This is a genomic window from Streptomyces lydicus (assembly GCF_000717345.1).
GTDB classification, from domain to species: domain Bacteria; phylum Actinomycetota; class Actinomycetes; order Streptomycetales; family Streptomycetaceae; genus Streptomyces; species Streptomyces lydicus.
The window spans coordinates 128,957-146,775 of sequence record NZ_JNZA01000006.1 but is presented as its reverse complement, the minus strand read 5'-3'; the positions used below and the strand labels follow the sequence as shown (position 1 = coordinate 146,775).

Genomic DNA, 17,819 nt, shown 5'->3' with positions numbered 1-17,819 from the left:
ACATGCCACCCCGCCCGCCTGCCACAGGCGGCCGCCGGACACCGAAAACGCCGTGCGATCAGTTCGCTACGTGCAGCACTCTGAACGCATGAGTCGCTGGAAGCTTTACGACAACTGGAGCGCCGAGCTCACCGGTCTCACCGTCGAGCAGCTCCGTGAGCGCCGGGATTTCGCCAGCCGTCGCGCTCAGCACGCCGGATCGCGAGGCATGGGCCGCAACCCCAAGGCCGCCCGTGACTGGCGCACGAAGCTCCAGGCCGTCGAGGCCGAACTCCTGCGGCGGGGAGTCGAGGAAAGCTAGCCCCTGCCTCGGGCACCACCAGCCCCGAACGCGGCTCCGCGCTCACCCCGCGCAGCAACCGCGTCCGGCCACATCAGGCCGGCTCCTCGTCAGCTTCACCTGCTTCGCCGCTTGCCGTGCCCAGCGGCGCAGGGCGTTCAAGCCCTTGGCCTACGTCTGCCTGACGGTCGGCCTGGCCGCAGCCCTCACCCCCGTCGGCGTGGCAATCACGCTCGCCACCCTCTGAGCCCGCGGGCCCTCCCACCGGGACAAGCAATCCTGAGAGGCTTCGTCCCTTCCGGAGGCCCGGAATCACCTCACCCGCTCATAGACGCTCACCTGCCGCCCCCGCGCGACACTCATCGAACGGCGCACGAAGTGCTCGTCGAGGGCACGCAGCTTGGCGCGATCGCGCGCCGAGTCGGCGTGCAACGGCCCGGCATCGGTGACGAGCACTATCCCCCGGGCGTCCGGCACGGCTTGCTCTATGGCGCCCGGCCCGGCCTCCACGCCCTTCAACGTCCCCGACTCCACCGGCCCCTGGGCCAGGGCGAGGTCGCGCAGGCCCGCGAACGCCTGCGGCGAGACAAGGGCGGTGTCACGGCGCGCGGCGGGGATGTAGAGCACCCCGTCGGCGCCGTGGCGCACACGCCCGACGATGGCTGCCGCGGTCAGTACGTCATCAACACGGCTCTCTGCCGTACGCAGCCGGAGTTCGATCGGGAGCAGCGCCAGGACGGCCAGGACGGCGGTGGCCGGGAGCAGCACACGGGGGTGGGCCCTGACGCGCCCGATGATCGTGGCCAGGAGTACGCCGACGAGAAGCGCGAATCCTACGTACGCGAACAACACGTAGCGGGTGATGTAGAGCGGTTTGACCAGGGAGACCACGGCCAGACCGATCTGCGGCACCGCACACAGCGGGAGCGCGACGGCGGCAAGGCTCACACGAGCAGGCAGCGCACTGCCCCGCAGGCGCTCCGGCAGGCGCGCACGCGCCATGCGCGCGCAGAGCACGGCGACCGCCACCGTGATCACGACACCGAGCACGGTCGACCAACCGAGCGGCTTGATCCAGGAGACCTGGTCGGCCTGTGCCCCGCTGGCCAGTATCAGCGGCAGCGCCCCGGTCACCGCCCCGGTGGCAGCGAGCGCCCACCCGATGCATCGGGCGCGGCCCGGGCGAACGTACGCAACCGTGACGGCATGCGCGACGAGCGCGAGCAGCGAGAACCAATTGAGCAGCGCGGCGACCAGTACGACGCCCGCATACCCCGCCCACCGCAAGGCGCTCGGCCGCCCGAGCGCACCCATCAGAAGCCAGGTCGCCAGCGCCACGAAGGCCAGCACGAGCGCATAGGACCTGCCCTCCTGCGCGTACTCCTGGACCGCGGGAACGACCGCGAGGGCCAGCCCTGCCGCCATGCCGACCCAGCGCCCTGAGAGCCGGGCGCCGATGAGTGCCGTCAGTGCGCAGGCACCGGCGGTGGCGAGCACCGAGGGCAGCCGCAGGGCGACCAGACTGTCGCCGAAGAGGGCGAACACCTCGTGCATCACCGCGTAGTACACGCCGTGGACGACGTCGACCTGGCCGACCATGTGCACTGTCCCGGCCAGCGAACGATGCGCGGCCTGCCAGGTCGCAGCCTCGTCCCGCCACATGCTGTGCTCACGCGTGAGGCCCCACAACCCGAGGACGAGGGCCAGAAGGCCCGGCCCGGCGCAGAGAAATATGCGCCCGTACGACGCCGCACCCCGAGGCACCGACCGTGCCTGCCGCGGCATACCCGCCCGACCGACAACCTCGACGCCCTCCGCATACTGCCGGACCCGAGGCAGAGAGATGTCATTCACCACGGCAGCAACACCAGCCGCCCCCTCGCCCACCGGCCGCCTGCACGCACACCACACCGAACTCCGGCAACGCCCCCCAACCGGCCCTCACCGTGACTGCCGGCCCGTTCTCCCTTGCCTTGCCCCACTGGCCCTCTCCCCCATTGCGCACAGCGCAGACAGAGTGGGAGGCAACTGAGTACCGCCTCCCACCTGCCGCCTCAGCCCCTGAAACCGTGCGGCCCGACGTCAGACCACCCGGAGGGGCCTCAGCCGCGGACTTCCCACCTGCTGCAAACGCCTTCGTCGTCAGGGACCCCGTTGCACGTCCACAGGTTGAGAACGGGCCACCGGCACCGCGCCAGGCGATAGCCGACCCACAGCAAGAGACGCGCGCTGCATGTACTCCACGCCGGCGCCCGGAGGCACTGCGCTCACCACAGAGCACGCGCACATCACCGCACTCGCCCGACAGCGCCGGCACCAGCATCGGCCCCGGCGCCGGCACCGGGGCGACGGACGCCACCACAAACATCAGAAGCCCCAGGCCATGATCGGCCCGGGGCTTCGTCCCTGTTCGTGCTGAGAGCCCCCTGTCGGATTCGAACCGACGACCTTCGCTTTACAAGAGGAGTCGGCTCTCTGACCGGCGCTGCTGCTTCATACTGGGTGGTGCTGTCCTTGCAGGTCAGCACCATTCGGCTTGACGCCCGGTCCGACTTTGGGCACCTCATGTTCCACTGTCCACTCACGCATGGCTCACGCACTAAGAGCCTTCAGCGAAGCTGGTGATCGACTCCGCCTCCGTGATCACAAACCTCGTCCTTCGCGTAATCGACGCCGCAGCTCATGCCACTATCCGAGCCCCAGGGGTCTACCGACCCCTCAGTGGCCTCCTCCACGCGTCATCGGATGCCCCTGGTCCGGGCCCCAGGAGGTTATGGACATCGGCGGCGGCGCGGAGCGCGGTTCTGCTCCCGGCCTGGGGTGGAATGACTGCGCGGTAAGGTCAACCGGCCCGTCGGGCCAACAAGGATTCCGGGATGCTCGACAAGATGGCCGGCTCTGTGGGGCCGCGATACACCAAGTGGAGATCTTCGCGAGCGCGGGTGCACAGCACGAAGAAGCGCAGACGTGCGTCGACGCCCGATGGATCCTCCGTGTAGGCGTCCAGGTCCGGGACGAAGACGCTGTCGAACTCAAGGCCCTTCATACTGGCTGTGCTCACGATCCGGATGGAATTTTCGGAGAATTCCATTCTCTTTCGATCCTCGTCATCGTACACATATGCCTGGGTGTACTTGGCGAGACCGCGCTGCGTAAGCCTGCTCTGAATATCCCGGAGCAGAAGGGTCGATCTGCAGATGATCCCGATGCTCCGCTCCGGCCGCGCGATGAAGTATTGATGAATTCCGGTGAGGAGGTGCCCCAGGGAGGGAACTCTCAGGACACAGGGCATCCGCCCGGATGGCGCAGGCATATGATTCTCGCCATAGCCGTTCGTGTGGAACTCGGATGCCAGCCGGGCAATCTCGCGGCTGTTCCGATGATTCTCGCGCAGTACGAGCGGATCGGAACTTACGGCAAGCGCTCGACACATCTCAGACAAGGTGCTCTGATCGTCACCGATTCGCTGTTCTTCGTCGGCGAAAACAGTGACGCCGATTTCGAGTATGCGGCACAAATCGTAGAAGGCAACGGGAAGGTCCTGCCCCTCATCGATCACCAGATGTGCCGTGGACTTGACCTGATGCAGGATGCAGTCCCGCTGCATCTCGAACCAGTCGTAGTTCCAACCCCCCTCGTCGGTCATCGGGGGTGCGGTTTGAAATCGCGCCCTCCAAAACGCTCCGACCCATCGATGGAAGGTGGTGACGGTGAGTGACTCCGTGAGGTCGGGTGCTGCCTGGGCGAGGTACTGCCGCAACAGGTTGGAGCGCGCGAAGAGGGTGACTTCACGACCTGCGGTTGCCAGCGCCCAGGCGCGATAGACGGCCATCACGCTCTTTCCCGCACCAGGTGCTCCGGTGACCACCCGGCTTCCGTCGAACGGGAGATCGACAACCGCCTGCTGCTCGGCTTCGAGGGCGAGGAGGGAAGGAAACTTCACGGCAGATCAACGGCCTCTACCGACTCCTCCAGTGCAGCGTGGACGACGTCCCGGAAGAATCCCGGGATCTCACCGTCACCGATCAACAAGGTTCTGTCCAAAAGGGAGTTTTCGATCTCGCAGCACGTCTCGGGAAGGAGTGTGCACGCATGGCAAGCAGCCCGGTTGAGGTTGGCCAAGGACCTGCCGGTCGAATCTGCGCAGAGCGGGTCCTGGGAGCACCATTGCGCCGATTCGAGCAAACGGACCAGAGTCTCGACGAGATTCGGTGGTCCGCCCTGACGGACCAGCCCTCCCAGCGTTCCCTCCGCATCCCCCGCGGCTGTGTAGATGAAAACTCCTGCCTGTGGCGGGAGTTCACTGCCCGGGGCATGGCTTCGGGCATAGACACGTTCACGCAGCGATGCCGCGTTGTAGCCGCTGTCGTAGGAGAGTTGACGGATGAAGTGATGGGCCAGGGTGTGCAGCATCACGAATCGTGGGAGGAGCTTCGGGCCGGACTTGTCTCTGAGGCGGTCGGCCTTGAAGGAATGGTCCAGATTGCGCTCGATCCGTCGGGTCCAGTCGCGCACCGACGGAAGTGCCTCCCATGTGCTCAGTCGCTGCTCGTCCACGGAGATGAAGATTCCTTCCCCGTAGGTGTCGATGGCGGGCAGCCACTTGGCCCGGGACTGAGTGTTGACCGACACCACACGGCCGCCTGTGCCTTCCTCGCCGTCACCGGCGTTGGGCTCGTAGCGCGAGAACCCTTCGAGCGCACGGACTTCGCGTACGCGATCGGCCACGACGATTCCGGAGATTCGTGCATCCAGTTCCTGCATGGATTCGGGGTCGTCCCGGTGTACTCCGAGGTGGGTGCGGCGGACAGAGAAGGTTCGGGATCCGGCGACTGCCTCCGGTGCGGAGAAAGCTGCCCATTCGGCGATGCTGAGATCGTCGTCCGAGTTCTCCGCCGACGGCATCGATGCAGCCTCTTCCGCATTGCGGCGCCGCAGAGTCTCGACGAATTCCTCCGGAACGTCGCAGTCACGTGCTATGTACCCCTTGAAGACATCAGAGGCAGGTCCGTTCGCGGAGCTCTTGAAGTCGGGCCAAAAACGGTGATCGTAGACCTCCCGGGCCTTTTCGTCTTCCTCGGAAACACCTTCGGGCGCGGGGATGTCGAGAGCCGAGTGTGTGATCGGGAAGTACACGTTGGAAGCACCGCGCTGCACAGCTTGTGGCGTCTCCTCGCATGGGTCCGACTCGTCACTCACAGATTGCCATGGGTGGCTCCCCGTACATTCCAGGCCGACCTGCTTGAGCACGTTCTTCTGGCTTATCCCTGCCAGGTTCCGTCCGGCGCGACAGGCAACGCAGACGACTCGCAGGGCTTCCAGGCCGGAAGATTGGGGAGTTGCAACAAAACGAAGTCGGTAGACCCGACACTGGCGTTGATCGTGTCCTTCGCTCCTGGAGTGGGCCCACCGGCGCCAGTCGATGTCGGCCATGTGGCCCTGCCGGCACACCTGAATGAAGCGCATCGGGGCCAGCTGCGGCTTCCCGGAGCAATTACCGCATACCGCTTGCTTCCCCCATTGTTCGAGATTCTGTCGCCAGAGCACCATCTTCCTGCACTGAGGGCAGAACAACCATTTGGGGAACCGCACGTACGTGGGCCCGATACGGGTTGCGTACTCGGCCTTGCCGGAGGGGATGACGGGGGCCGATCGGAAGCCCTGCACTCCCAATTTCGCTGCCAGCCGTGGGGATTCGACCCGTTCGCCGTTGACCGCCCAACTGCGAATGTCGGCGGCGACGAACGATTCGCCGCGAATATCAATGATTCCGCCGACGCCGAATGGCACGATGGTCTGCGCCCTGCGAACCTTGCGACGAACGTCCTTCATTGTTTCAGGCCCCTCTCACGACAATGAGGCACTCGCGGTCGACATTGCGCATCGACTGCGGGGTTTCCCAGATGCCCTGCTTGCCGAAGTCGGTGAGAAGCGATGTGTGCAAGCGCCCCTGCGGTTGGTAATAGAGGCGGCTGCCCTCGCCCCGCGCGATCTCGGCCTCCTGCTGCCAGGTCGCGATCAACGAGTCGAGCTTCTCGGCTGCAGCATCGGCTTCCGTCGGGTCGGCCCGTAATACGTGATCCACGATGAGGCCCCGGACCCGCGCGACGCCGTCCGGGTGATCGAGGATGTCGCCCGCCCGGTCCTCGGCGCTGAGACCGATTCCGTGGCGTACGAGAATGACGAGCACCGCATGCAGGGCACGATTGCGGGAGGGCATGGACCACGGCGTGACGCTGGTGGGCTCGACATGACGATAGAGCGAGCGGTGGTAGACGCCGAAGGACTCGTAGTGCGACCGGTCGCGGGGCTTGGTCGAGCGGAAGAGCGTGACGATCAACCCCGGCACATGACGACGGCCGACGCGGCTGGTGGCCTGGATGTATTCCGATGTCGTCTTGGGCTGCCCGTTCATCAACATGAGACCGAGGCGGGGAACGTCGACTCCGACCGAGAGCATGTTCGTCGTGGCGAGGAAGGAAATGCTGCCGCGATCCTTGAAGTGCTTGCCCAGGCGCTCGAGAAGCCGTGGTTGGGCGGCGCGGGGGATGTTGCTGGTGAGCTCGACCACCGAGTCGTCGTTGAGTGTGCGGCGCCGCGTCGCGTCGTTCGTCAGGTGCTCGAGTCGCGCGGGGATGTCGTCCCGGGCGATGGTGACGGTGCGGCCGAGTTCTCGCAGGCTGTTGTGGTAGGCGACGGCGGTCCAGTACGCGTCCCGAAGGGTGTCGTCGTCGCAGATCTCCTTCGGGGCCTGCAGTGCGGCCGCCCCCACATGGACGGTCGAGGTCGACGCAGTGTGCCCCTGAGCCATGACTCCGACGTACAGACGCCCGGGTTTCTCTTCGTCCGGTGAGGCGAAGTACGAGTGGCCGGCCTTCATGCCGGCTGGGGGGAAGAGTTGGGCGGGGCGCCCGTAGAGGCTGCGAACCTGGTCCTGCGAGCGCCGGATGGTCGCCGTGGAGGCGATGACCTTCGGCACGGTGCCGTCCCACGCGCACAGTTCGAGGATGGCCGATTCGTACAGGCCGACCGTTGTCCCCAGGGGTCCGGCCAGGAGATGCAGCTCGTCCTGGATCACCAGTGAGGGTTTGCGTATGCCCTTCCGACCGAAAAGGTTTCCCGCCTTCGGCTCCCATGCAAGTCGCGCGAACTTGTCCACGGTGCCCAGTAGGAAGGTCGGCGGCTCCTCGTAGATCTGCTCGTCCACCACGGAGACCGGAAGCCGCTCATGGAAAACGCAGGTGCCGCGTGGGCAGAAGAAGGAGGTGCTCACCCCGTCCGCCCTGATACCGAAGTCCTTGTCCTGCCCTTGTCGTTCCGGGACGATCTCGGTACCGCACCATGGGCAGCGCTCCAGCAGGAAGCGGTCATCGGGCTCGTTCATCTGCTTCAGAATGCCGAGCGCGTCCTGAGCAGCGGCGACCTTGTTCGGAGTGGTGTCCTTCCCCACCCAGAGACCGATGGAGATGGGCTCCTCTCCCAGGTCGTGGGAGAGCGGGCCGTCGTGTCCCCCGCGGATGTACTCAAGAGCGCAGATGGCCGTTGCCGTGCGTTGGAACTGCTGAGTGGTGAGCAGGCTCAGCGTGTACCGACTCAGGACGGCGGTGCCTCCCCCAGCCGCACCGAACCGCAGTCGGCGCCAGATGATCTCGAAACAGGCAGTGAGGAGGTAGGCCTCCGTCTTGCCGCCGCCGGTGGGGAACCAGATGAGATCGACCGTTCTGCGGTCTTCGTGCTCGGGGTTTATCAGGCCCTCGACCACGAGCAGGAAGTAGGCGAGTTGGAACGGGTGCCATGCGTAGTCGCTACCGGGCTCGGCCAGCTCGAGGACCTCGCCGTCCCTGCGTCGACGGCTGCCCGCCAGCTCGGGCCGACTGTGCAGCATCTGGAGCGCCATGGCGCGGTTTGCCAGCCGAAAGGCCTCGCGCGCCTGGGCCCCTGCTCGGGTCGATGCGGTGAGGGCCTCCACGCCCGACTCCATACGGCCCAGCGCGGTCTCGATGCGCTTGACGATGCGTGCGGCGGGTACCGCGGCCCATCCCTCCAGGGACCCCGCCTTCGCCTGTTGGGTCTCAACCCATGTGCGGTAGCCGTGAACGAAGGAGTGCAGCTCGGCCCGGAGGTCTTCCACGGCGAGCCCGCGCCGGGACAGGTACGCGAGGTTGAGCACCGGCAGGTCCTTCGGCCCGTCCGGTTTGATGTGCTCGACCACCTGCTGGGGCATGACCTGCGCCCGTACGGTGGAGACCTCGGCGGAGTCCTCGTCCCACTCGACGGCGCATCCGTGCCCCACGGCCCTCGTCACGATGTGCCGGTATTGGACGCGGAGCTCCTGCTCCTCCTCGTCGCGGCTGTTGAGACGGGTGCTCGGGTACTCGAGGATCTTCGTTCCGTCGAGCGTCGTGGCCTTCAGCTCGGCTTGGAAGAGCATCAGATCCCGGTCCTTGTGGGAGCTCTCCTCCTCGTCATGCGCATTGGCGAGCACGCAGGTGACGAGATACCCGACGCCGTGGGGACGCCAACGGACATGCAGGCGCCCGTGCCCGTCCAGTACCGGGATCGAGGTCGCCCCTCCCACCTCGACGGTCTTCGTGGTGGACAGCCGAGGCTGCCGTTGCCAGCTGCGTCGCCCGCCTTCACGGTGCGTTGCGTAGCGTGACGCCCCGCACGTGACCTCGATACGCCGGGCATTGGTGAAGAAGGAGAAGCCGAGAGACGAGGGAAGCCATGCATTCGCCTCGGCCACAGGGTCATCGGCAAAGCCGTCCTCCTCCCCGGTTCCGCTGGCTGTCTCGTTGAAACCCTGTTCGCCTTCGTCCTGTGAGTGTTCGGTCAGGGAGGCGCCGCGCGGATACAGGGTGCCCATGAGATAGCGCCGGTCAGGTGGGTCGGCGAGCGTCTCGTCCTCAGCCGCGGCAGGTCCGACGAGCTGGCGCCGCAGATACCTCACAAAGTCGTCGCGATGGTCGGAAAGTTGGGACTCGAGGGCCTTCATCCGAGACGTCCCTCCCGCTTCAGTACGGCGACACCGAACTCCTTGAGTACCTGATGGGTGCCCGGGCGGCAGGCCACCCAGAGCTGGGCGCGAGCCCTCGTCCATGCGACATAGATCGCGTCCAGCCGACCCTCGAGTTGATCGGGCTCGAGGTCGATGAGGCAGACAATGTTGTTCTCGTGGCCCTTGAAGTCGGCGACGGAGGACCACGTGAGCCGGTGCTTGGCCGCCCGATCGGATCCGACCACGTCCGCGAAACGCTCGATTCTGGAGGCTCGCTGTGAGAGACGGGCCGAGCTCGTCTCCCAGTTCCCCGACGCGGACAGCAGCGTGATGTCTCTTGGGGAGACACCTTCCTGAACGAGTTCGTTCACATACGCATCGAGGACGGTGGCCTCCTCCTGTGCGTCCCGCACTTCGGTGAACCGAACCGGTTCGCCTTCGCCCGCGGAGGCTATGCCCAGGTCCGCGCCCGTGTAGAAGTGGACCTGCTTGACTATCTGCACGGTGTTGCGGCAGTTCCGCTTCATGGGGCCGTATAGGGAGCCGAGCGGGCTCAGGTATTCCCAGGCGTCCGGGTCATATGCCTCGGGAGCCAGTACCTGGTTGTTCTGGTCGAGCATGAAGATCCATCGGCCTTCGGCAAGGCCGCCGTCCACCAGTTCCTCCAGGGTGCCCAGGCCCTCGAAGGTCATGAGATCCTGCGCCTCGTCCACGATCAGATGGTCGAAGGTGCGTCCGCGAACTTCGTCGAGGCGGTCGAACGGCAGGACGGTGATCGCGTCGTCGGCGAGGATGCCGGCCATGTGGGCCGCCAAGGTGACGCTGGCGCAGGTGAACAGGACAGTGCCATTGGCAGCCTTGCGGCGGGCTGCCTCGGCGGCGAGAAATGTCTTTCCTGTGCCGGCCCCGCCGGACCAGATCAGGCGCGGGTTCGACTCCAACTCGTCGAGCCTGTCGAGCTGTTCAGCGGTGAGGCGCTCGAAGGCGACATCGAGATGCGTCAACCGGGACTGCAGATTCGGAACCAGGTCGAAATCCGGTCGGACGGCCTCGAGCATCCTCTTGCGCAGGGAGGCGGGGACAGGGGTGCGAGCCCATCCGTTCCGTGGAAGCCAGAATCGGACGGCTCGCTCCATACCCTGCGCCAGGCCGCGTCCGCCGTCGTAGGCATCCCGGCCGAGGTACTGCTGGGGCTCGAACTGGGTCATGCGCGGGATGTTGACGTCCGGGGTGATCACCAGGTACCCGCTCGGCACGCCGTGGTTCCTCAAGCTTCCCACCAGCGCACTCATTTCGCGTTCGAACTCGTGCATGCCCCCGTTGGCCTGCTCCCAGGGGCTCTCCTTGGGGCCCTTCTCGCGGCCGACCGGACCGTAGAACCACTTCCCGTCCTGGTGGTGCACCCGTCCGCCCTTCACCTCGATGAAGAGCAGGAGGTCGGGCATGATGACAATGAAGTCGATCTCGCCGAGACGCTTCTTGTGGTGCCTGGGAAGGTGAACCGTGTGCAGCGCGACGCTCTGGTCGTCCGGGATGGCCTTGAGCGCCGCGAACACACTGCGCTCGGCCCGGCTCCTGGTGCTGCTCGAGATCTCGCTCGGGATGATCCGCATCAACTCTCCCCATGGTCACGCCGACGCCACCAAGGTAGCGAGTGATTGATCGTCACGTTGCTGATCCTGTTGAGGAAGCGCCGGCGGTGAGGGCGTGATTGATGATGGACTGGGAAGGGCGGGGAGCGGGAACGGGACACGGGGACGCGATGGCGACGGTACGGTGCGGTGCATCCAACGAGCCGCTGGACAAGGCCAGTTTGGATGCACTTGTGGGGCTCACGCGGCGATTCACGGCAGAGGGTGTCGAACTCCGCGTTGCCATGGGCCAGGTGATGAGGGCGGCGCGACTTGATGCGGAGCAGGCTCGGGCTCTGCTCGCCGCGGTCAACGCGGCAGAGGCGGGCGGTGAACGAACCGAGGTCGAGCGGGACCCCGTCGCAGACCGGGATCCCGTCGCGGATGAGGCCCCTGGGACCGATGAGGACCCTCGAACCGATGAGTTACCCGGTGACTTCGACTTTCCCGAGGAAGAGGTGGAGGAGGTCCCGGATCTCGAGGCGCTGCGGGGCACCGTGCGCGTCGGCAACCACGATGAGGCGAGGCGTGCTGCTCAGGCTCTGATCGCGGCCGACGCCAAGAGGGTGGCCCCTGAGCAGCGGCTGCTGAGCGCCGAGGAAGAAGTGGGGCTCTGCCTCCTCTTCCGGGCGGTGAGGACGCCCTCGGAGTCATTACCCCCTGGTTATGCGGCGCGACTGCCGAGAGACAGCGAAGCCTACCGCGCCTTCACCGCGATGATTGTTCATAATCAGCGACTCGTTCTCAAGATTCTGAATACGTTGGGACACAGGGAGGGAAGTTCCGAGTACGAGGACCTTGCTCAGCATGGCATGACAGGTCTGATACGCGCGGTGGAGAAGTTCGATGTGTCACTGGGCTGTAAGTTCTCGACCTACGCAACCTGGTGGATTCGACAACACATCAGTAGAGCCATCATCAATGAAGGCTCGATCATCCGGCTTCCCGTCCATATGTGGGAGCAGATCGAGAAGGTTCGCAGGAGAGAACGGATATCGCTGAACCAAGGCTTCAAGCCCAATGTGGACGATCTGGCCCTGGCCTGTGGCATCAGTCCGAAGCGGGTCGTGGAGTGCCTGCGGCTCAGCCGCCGTTCGGTGATCTCGCTCGAGATCGCTGTCAGCGAGAACACCACCCTCGGAGAACTGGTCGTCGGTGAAGGGCAAGCGGTGCCGGGCCCCGAGCAGACACTCCGATCGCGCTTCGAGCGCGAGGAACTCTTCCAGATCATCGAGGCATCCGGGATTTCGGCACGGATGCGGGAAGTCCTCCTCCTGCGACACGGGTTCATCGACGACAAGTTTTGGACACTTGAGGAGATCGGTCGGAGATTCGGCGTCACACGGGAGCGCATTCGGCAGATCGAGAAACGCGCCATGAAGGCGATAAGGATCGAAATGGGCCTGGATCCCGACGATCCCACCGCGGCACGGCGCTGTCAAAGAGCCGCTCGACAGGGCACACAGGAGGACTCCGGAAGGTCAGGGCTTCACAAAGGCCAGGATGGTCAGGGGGAATCCGGTACCGGCGAGCCACTCGAAAGCGAAGTCGGCACGTCCGAGGCGAAGAGAATGTCCGAGGGGAAAGAAGGAACGGTGACCTCGAGAGAGCCGGAGTTCGGCCGATGGTTGGCCGAACGGATGCACAGCAGTGGGATGGACGAAGTCGAGCTGGCGCGCCGGCTGGGAGTGACGCGGGCGCCTGTCTCTGCATGGCTCGAGGCCCGTTCTGTGCCAAGCCCGGACCTCCTGGCGAGGGTGCAGGAGGCGTTCACGGCCGAGGACGAGAGCGAGCAGGGTCTCCGAGATGCTCCGGAACGACAGACGGAACTGTCGGCGACGCCGGCTGTGTGGTACCACCGTCCCGGACATGACGACGGGGGACGGGAGTTCGGCAACGCGGCGGCCTTCGCCTTCGAGGCGGACCTGGGAGTGCTGGCGCGTGAGGCGACCCAGAACAGCCTCGACGAGCGCCTCAAGGAGAACGACCGACCGGTCCGGGTTCGCTACACCTTGCATGAACTGACCGGCGACGCCCTGGCACGATTCCGTACGGCGATCCGCTGGGACGACCTTGTGCCGCACTACGAGGCGGCCGCCGCGCAGGATCAGAAGGTCGGACGTGTCGTCAGCGTCGGCCTGCGGGAAATGCAGGAGCGGGACCGGCTGGTGCTCCTTCGCGTGGACGACTACAACGCCAACGGGCTGACCGGGGACGACTACGAGGACGGTCGATTCTCCGCCGTGGTGCGGCGTCAACTCGACAGTCATAAATCCGATGTGGCGGCAGGAGGTTCGTACGGCCTCGGCAAGGCCACTCTATGGGCGGCCAGCCGCTTGGGCCTGGTTCTCGTGAACTCCACACTCGCCGAGCCGCACGAGGGGCACGTGGAGCGCCGATTGATCGGACGGCTCGATCTGCCGTGGCGGGAGGTACAGGGCAGGCGGTTCGCCGGCCCTGCCTGGCTCGGCCGTCCCGACCCCGAAGCGGACAACGTGGACGTGGTGCGTTCCTGGTGGGCCGATGAGAGAACGGTCGAGGAACTGCATCTCACCCGCGAGGGCAATGACCCCGGCACATCCTTTCTGATCGTCGGAGCACACGATGTGGCCAGCCTTGCGGAGGTCGGCCAGGACTACGAGGGTGATTCCGGCGACGACGAGGACAGTCTCGAGCGCATGCACCAGCGTCTGGTCGGAGCGCTCGGTCGCAACTTCTGGGCCGCGATGACTGCGGGAGGTGACCGGCAGCCGCTGCTGGATGCCTCGGTGAGAACGCTGCGCAACGGCGTCGAGTACCTCGAGGAGGAGCGTGTCGATCCCCAGGTGCACCAGCCCGCGCGCTCACGCGCCCTTCAGGCATTCCTGAGCGGCACCACGGTGGACCGACTCACCGCGGCCGGCCAAGTTGCCGTCACCACTGTCCCGTTGCGGGTGCCCGCGCGCGACGGTTCCACGGGGCCGGCAAGGGAGCATCGGGCAGTTCTCCTCGTGACCGAGGCGTCCGACGCGGACGGCAGGATCAACCAGGTGACCGCAATGCGCGGGAACCGCATGACGGTCAAGACGAGCCGGGTTCCGGACCTTCCGATCGGAACCAATCCGTTTCAGGCAGTCCTGCTCGCGGGCCGGGCTGCAGGCGAAGACGCGCCGTTCGCCGAGGAGGCAGAGGAGTTCCTGCGTACCTCCGAGCCACCTGAGCACAACAAGTGGGGACAGACTGAGGAGCTGAGATTGCGCTACGCGCCGTCGGCCCATCGCAGGATCGCGGCGTTGACCACGGAGACCAACAGAGCCGTGCGCGAGCTCGTGGCGATCCCTCAGGAGAAGAGGCCCAGCGGTACCAGCAGGGTACGCAAGCGACTCAAGATCACCGGCAGGGCGTCGGCAAAGGTCAAGGACGCGGTCGAACCTCCGAAGCTGGACGATCTCGATGCCATGGTCGACGCATCCGGCGCGTGGCAGGTCACGGCCGAGGTCAAGGTGCCGGCTGGTGGTGAGTCCTGGCGCATGAGTCCCATAGCCAGGTTGGAGGTGCGCTCGGGCCCGCGTCCGGTGGTCGAGTGGGCGAGGCTCGAAGCAGTGAGCAACTGTGAATTGGTCGGCGACATGCTTCATTTCACGCCGGGTGCACGCCGTGCGGTCTTCCGGGGCGTCACCGACGCGTCCACCCACCCGGTTCGCGCGGCGCTCACCGGACTCGTCGTCGAACTCCGAGCAGGCAAGGGAGAAACCGCGTGAGGGCCTATCCGTACCCCCGCCTCCCCGGCGCGGTCACGACCCGGGTCACGGCCGTGCGGCTGCGGGGACCCGACGACATACGCGAAGATCTCGACATCAAGGGATTCTCCGCGGTGGAAAGGGTCGTGGCTCTGGGGCGGGCCGAGCGGGACGATTGGCACACGGCTCGACTCTCTCTGTCGGCGACGATCCCTGCCAGGGATATTGAGGCGAAGGGCCACTGGTCCGACGTGGCCGTCGTGGCCGTTCTGACGGAGAAGGCCACCAACGCGCGGTCCGTCACGCGACTCGACCGTGCTGCCGGCGACGGCAAGGAGTGGTCGGGCGAGATAGAGGTCCATCGGACCGGGTATGCGGACCGCGCCTCACTCGCCGTGCATGTGGTGGCGACCGTCGGGGGGGTGGCCGGGCGGATCATTGCCTCCACCGAGCAGGATTGGTTGATCGACGTGACGGCGGACGTTCCGCTGAGAGACCGTGAGCTCGACGTCACCGACGTCAGTTTCGCGCGCGGCGCCGCGTGGCTGCGCCCCTTTCGGGATACGCCTTGGATCGTGGACATCTCGGGACGGATCCCCACCGTGCGCCTTAACTCCGACTTCGAGGGCCTCATGACGCTCGTGGAGGGTCAAGGTTCGAAAATCGAAAACATGGTCAGGGAGATGCTGCTGGCCCAGATGTCCACCGACGTATGGACGGCTGTATTCCACTCTGCCATCGGTGATCTGGAGATCGAGGACGACGGAAGCCCTGTCCTGCCACCGGACTGGCGCGGCGAAGTGCTCCGCGAAATGCTCCCGGACGTCGTGCCCGGGTGTTCGGTGGAGGACGCCCTGCGCGAGGTCCACACACGCCGCACGGGCGAGGGGAGATGGGCCGAACTTCAGCCGCGTATCCACTTCGCAGCCACTCGCCGTGCTGAAGTGCCCAGAACCCTGACCGACACGATCCGTAGGATCGAGCGACTTGAGCAGGAGACCCACGCATGACCGCCAGGCCTGAGCATCTTCCGGAGAGGCTTGCTCGGATCTCCGATATGCAGGCTGCCGAGTTCATCTCCTTGGGGCTGCTCGCCGGCCGCGAGGACGTCCCGTCGATTGCGTTGAACAAGGTCGCCGAGCCGCTCGAGGGCGACGACGAGCGAGGGCGTCTCCACCCTGTGCGGGAGCTGATCGAGGAGGCACTCCGGGAGTTCCGGGGAATGCGCCCCACGGCGGCCGACGCCTGGTTGGCGCCGCGCCTGCACGCAACGCTACGCCTGAGCCGACGTGAAGCGGCCGACGCCGGACTCTGGTCCTACTTGGCTCTTGGTGTCGCGCCGGACTATGTCGTGTGGCGTCACCGCCCCGAGCCGAAAGCGGACGAGGCTCCGAAGGGCGTGGCCCGGAAGCGTTTCCTCGGCCCGCACCACACCCAGGCGTTCGCCCGCCTCTGGTGGGCAGCCGAGCTCTTCCGCGACGGTTCCGACTACGGGCCCGCGGTACGGGCCTGCGGCAACCAGGACATGCTGAACACCACGCTCCGCCTCGATGTCATCGACCATCGCCCCACTGCTCAGGCGCTCGTACGACTCATGGATCGCAAGATCGTGCAGAGTGGTCGCGAGGTCAACGCCTTGGTGGCCGCCGTGAACGCGTCGGCAGCCACACTGATGTATGACGTCATCGCCCCTGACGTGGAGTACGACTCGGAAGCTCTGCGCGACTGGATCGCGGCCGCCGAGACCGCTCGTGCCGTCTCCCGGCACGTCCTTCCGGAAGGTCCGGAGGAGCAGCCCGCGCCGGAGGGGGCTGTGGAGAGTCTGGCCGCCCACTTCGAGGGGCTGTTCGCGGACGTGTCTGTCAGGGGGCGGGCTCCCGACGAGCGCGGGTGACCTTGTGCGACTTCGGGGGGCATTGGCTCCGGTCGCCGCACCCGATCTGGCGAAGGGATTCCGTTGTGGCGCCGGGAACCGTCGGCCACGTGGTCGCCGCCGTCAACTCGTCCTCCGTGGGTGCCTTTCCACGCAGGGCCATGCTGAGCACATGCATGCCGAGTCGGGGCGGTACGGCGTTGCCCACCTGCTGTGCCCGGTCGTTTCCCGACCAGGGGAAGTTGTAGGGGAAGGTCTGGAGTACTCCGGATTCAGGGATGTTGAAGCGGTCGGGCTTCTCGGCCTCGTATTCCGCGATGCTCCTGTACACCTTGTTCCGGGATATCTTCCCGGTGACCGTGAAAGCGGGCTCGGACGACAGACGCCGGCCCCGGTTCTTGGAGTCGCCCCCGGAGCCGTAGTTCGAGACGACGAAGAACTTCGTCTCTCCGTCTGTCCGGAGCCGGGCAACCTTCACGGGGGAGTCCTTCGGCCTGCTCGCCTCTTCGAGGGCCTCGGCCATGGATATCCAGCGTGATTCGGCCCCGGACGGATGAGAGGCGCCCGGGAGCATCTCCGCCTGGGAAGCGTTGCGCCTCCGACGATGCAGTTCGAACGGCAGGTGAGTCGGTTTCGGCGGTTCTACGGCCCCAAGCCCTGGACGACGGGCGACGAGCACCGCGCGTGTGCGCGTCTGGGGCACCCCGAACCGCTCGGTCTTCAACTCCCAGCAATCCGCCTCGTACTTGACGCCGTTCAGTCTTCCTTCGCCACTGCGTAGGAGCTTCGCGTAGAGCTCCCAGAGCGGCAGTACGGCGGGTACCTGCTCCAGGACGATCACGTTGTACGGGCCGCGCCCCTCCGTTTCGATGGCCTTCAGGAGCCAGCGAAGGGGTTCCAGCACCAAGGCGGTGCGTGGGTCACCGAGGGAGTGCAGATCCTCGTCGATCTGCGCTTCACTCTCCCCGCCCACAAGGCGATGGATGAACTCTTCAACCCTGTCCAGTCTCTTCCGTCCCACGCCCTTGCCCGCGACCGAGAAGGACTGACAGGGCGGCCCTCCGGCGAGCACGTCGACGGATTTGGGGATCTCGTCGAAGCGGGTCTCGCGCATGGCGCTCACATCGGCGTGAATCGTCGGCAGGCCCGCCGCGTAGCGCGTCTCGCACGCGTTCCGGTCCCACTCGATCCCGACACTCTTGAAGCCCAGGAAGTGCGCGGCCACGTCGAGCCCACCAGGACCCGCGAAGAGGTCCAGGATGCGGACTCCGTCGAGTCGGTGAACTTGTGTTCCAGGGCTGTTCATGGAGCTGAAGTG

Annotated in this window: 10 protein-coding genes; 4 read left to right on the top strand and 6 right to left on the bottom strand. The window is 66.0% G+C overall.

What is annotated here, in order from left to right; translation table 11 throughout:
• Nucleotides 1-88: 88 nt before the first annotated feature.
• Nucleotides 89-301 (top strand): hypothetical protein, encoded by a 213-nt coding sequence (locus OO62_RS07150; protein WP_033266375.1) that lies wholly within the window; start codon nucleotides 89-91, stop codon nucleotides 299-301.
• A 291-nt stretch (nucleotides 302-592) separates the two neighbouring features.
• Here the strand turns inward: OO62_RS07150 and OO62_RS07145 are convergent, their stop codons facing one another.
• The 5 genes from OO62_RS07145 to OO62_RS07125 all read right to left on the bottom strand — a co-directional run bounded on the left by OO62_RS07145 (nucleotide 593) and on the right by OO62_RS07125 (nucleotide 10,891).
• A complete protein-coding gene (locus OO62_RS07145) occupies nucleotides 593-1,942 on the bottom strand; it encodes a glycosyltransferase family 39 protein (protein WP_078617064.1) in 1,350 nt (449 codons plus the stop codon).
• 1,180 nt (nucleotides 1,943-3,122) lie between these two features.
• A complete protein-coding gene (locus OO62_RS07140; protein ID WP_033266374.1) occupies nucleotides 3,123-4,223 on the bottom strand; it encodes an AAA family ATPase in 1,101 nt (366 codons plus the stop codon).
• On the bottom strand, nucleotides 4,220-6,112 hold the full coding sequence (gene drmB, locus OO62_RS39515) for a DUF1998 domain-containing protein (protein ID WP_033266373.1): 1,893 nt from the start codon (nucleotides 6,110-6,112) through the stop codon (nucleotides 4,220-4,222). The genes OO62_RS07140 and drmB overlap by 4 nt, the downstream gene beginning before the upstream one ends.
• Before the next feature lie 4 nt (nucleotides 6,113-6,116).
• Nucleotides 6,117-9,275, bottom strand: a complete 3,159-nt coding sequence (locus OO62_RS07130; protein ID WP_033266372.1) for a helicase-related protein — start codon at nucleotides 9,273-9,275, stop codon at nucleotides 6,117-6,119.
• Nucleotides 9,272-10,891, bottom strand: coding sequence for an NERD domain-containing protein (locus OO62_RS07125; protein ID WP_033266371.1), 1,620 nt, complete (start codon nucleotides 10,889-10,891; stop codon nucleotides 9,272-9,274). The genes OO62_RS07130 and OO62_RS07125 overlap by 4 nt, the downstream gene beginning before the upstream one ends.
• 149 nt (nucleotides 10,892-11,040) lie before the next feature.
• On the opposite strand from OO62_RS07125, the gene OO62_RS41510 reads away from it, so the two are divergent.
• The 3 genes from OO62_RS41510 to OO62_RS07105 are packed head-to-tail and all read left to right on the top strand — an operon-like array spanning nucleotide 11,041 to nucleotide 16,522.
• Nucleotides 11,041-14,649, top strand: coding sequence for a sigma-70 family RNA polymerase sigma factor (locus OO62_RS41510; RefSeq protein WP_164993227.1), 3,609 nt, complete (start codon nucleotides 11,041-11,043; stop codon nucleotides 14,647-14,649).
• Nucleotides 14,646-15,638, top strand: a complete 993-nt coding sequence (locus tag OO62_RS07110; RefSeq protein ID WP_206738426.1) for a hypothetical protein — start codon at nucleotides 14,646-14,648, stop codon at nucleotides 15,636-15,638. The genes OO62_RS41510 and OO62_RS07110 overlap by 4 nt, the downstream gene beginning before the upstream one ends.
• Nucleotides 15,635-16,522: a DUF6339 family protein gene (locus tag OO62_RS07105; RefSeq protein WP_033266370.1), complete on the top strand. Its 888-nt coding sequence runs from the start codon at nucleotides 15,635-15,637 to the stop codon at nucleotides 16,520-16,522. The genes OO62_RS07110 and OO62_RS07105 overlap by 4 nt, the downstream gene beginning before the upstream one ends.
• On the opposite strand, the gene OO62_RS07100 is transcribed toward OO62_RS07105, so the two are convergent.
• Nucleotides 16,491-17,807 carry a DNA cytosine methyltransferase gene (locus tag OO62_RS07100; protein WP_033266369.1) on the bottom strand — a complete coding sequence of 439 codons (1,317 nt, stop codon included), beginning with the start codon at nucleotides 17,805-17,807 and terminating at the stop codon, nucleotides 16,491-16,493. The genes OO62_RS07105 and OO62_RS07100 overlap by 32 nt on opposite strands.
• Between the last annotated feature and the right edge of the window lie 12 nt (nucleotides 17,808-17,819).

Coding starts and splice junctions, on each gene's coding strand:
- OO62_RS07150 (WP_033266375.1), top strand. CDS start 89: ATGAGTCGCTGGAAGCTTTACGACAACTGGAGCGCCGAGCTCACCGGT.
- OO62_RS07125 (WP_033266371.1), bottom strand. CDS start 10,891: ATGCGGATCATCCCGAGCGAGATCTCGAGCAGCACCAGGAGCCGGGCC.
- OO62_RS07100 (WP_033266369.1), bottom strand. CDS start 17,807: ATGAACAGCCCTGGAACACAAGTTCACCGACTCGACGGAGTCCGCATC.
- OO62_RS07130 (WP_033266372.1), bottom strand. CDS start 9,275: ATGAAGGCCCTCGAGTCCCAACTTTCCGACCATCGCGACGACTTTGTG.
- OO62_RS07105 (WP_033266370.1), top strand. CDS start 15,635: ATGACCGCCAGGCCTGAGCATCTTCCGGAGAGGCTTGCTCGGATCTCC.
- OO62_RS07145 (WP_078617064.1), bottom strand. CDS start 1,942: ATGTGGCGGGACGAGGCTGCGACCTGGCAGGCCGCGCATCGTTCGCTG.
- drmB (WP_033266373.1), bottom strand. CDS start 6,112: ATGAAGGACGTTCGTCGCAAGGTTCGCAGGGCGCAGACCATCGTGCCA.
- OO62_RS41510 (WP_164993227.1), top strand. CDS start 11,041: ATGGCGACGGTACGGTGCGGTGCATCCAACGAGCCGCTGGACAAGGCC.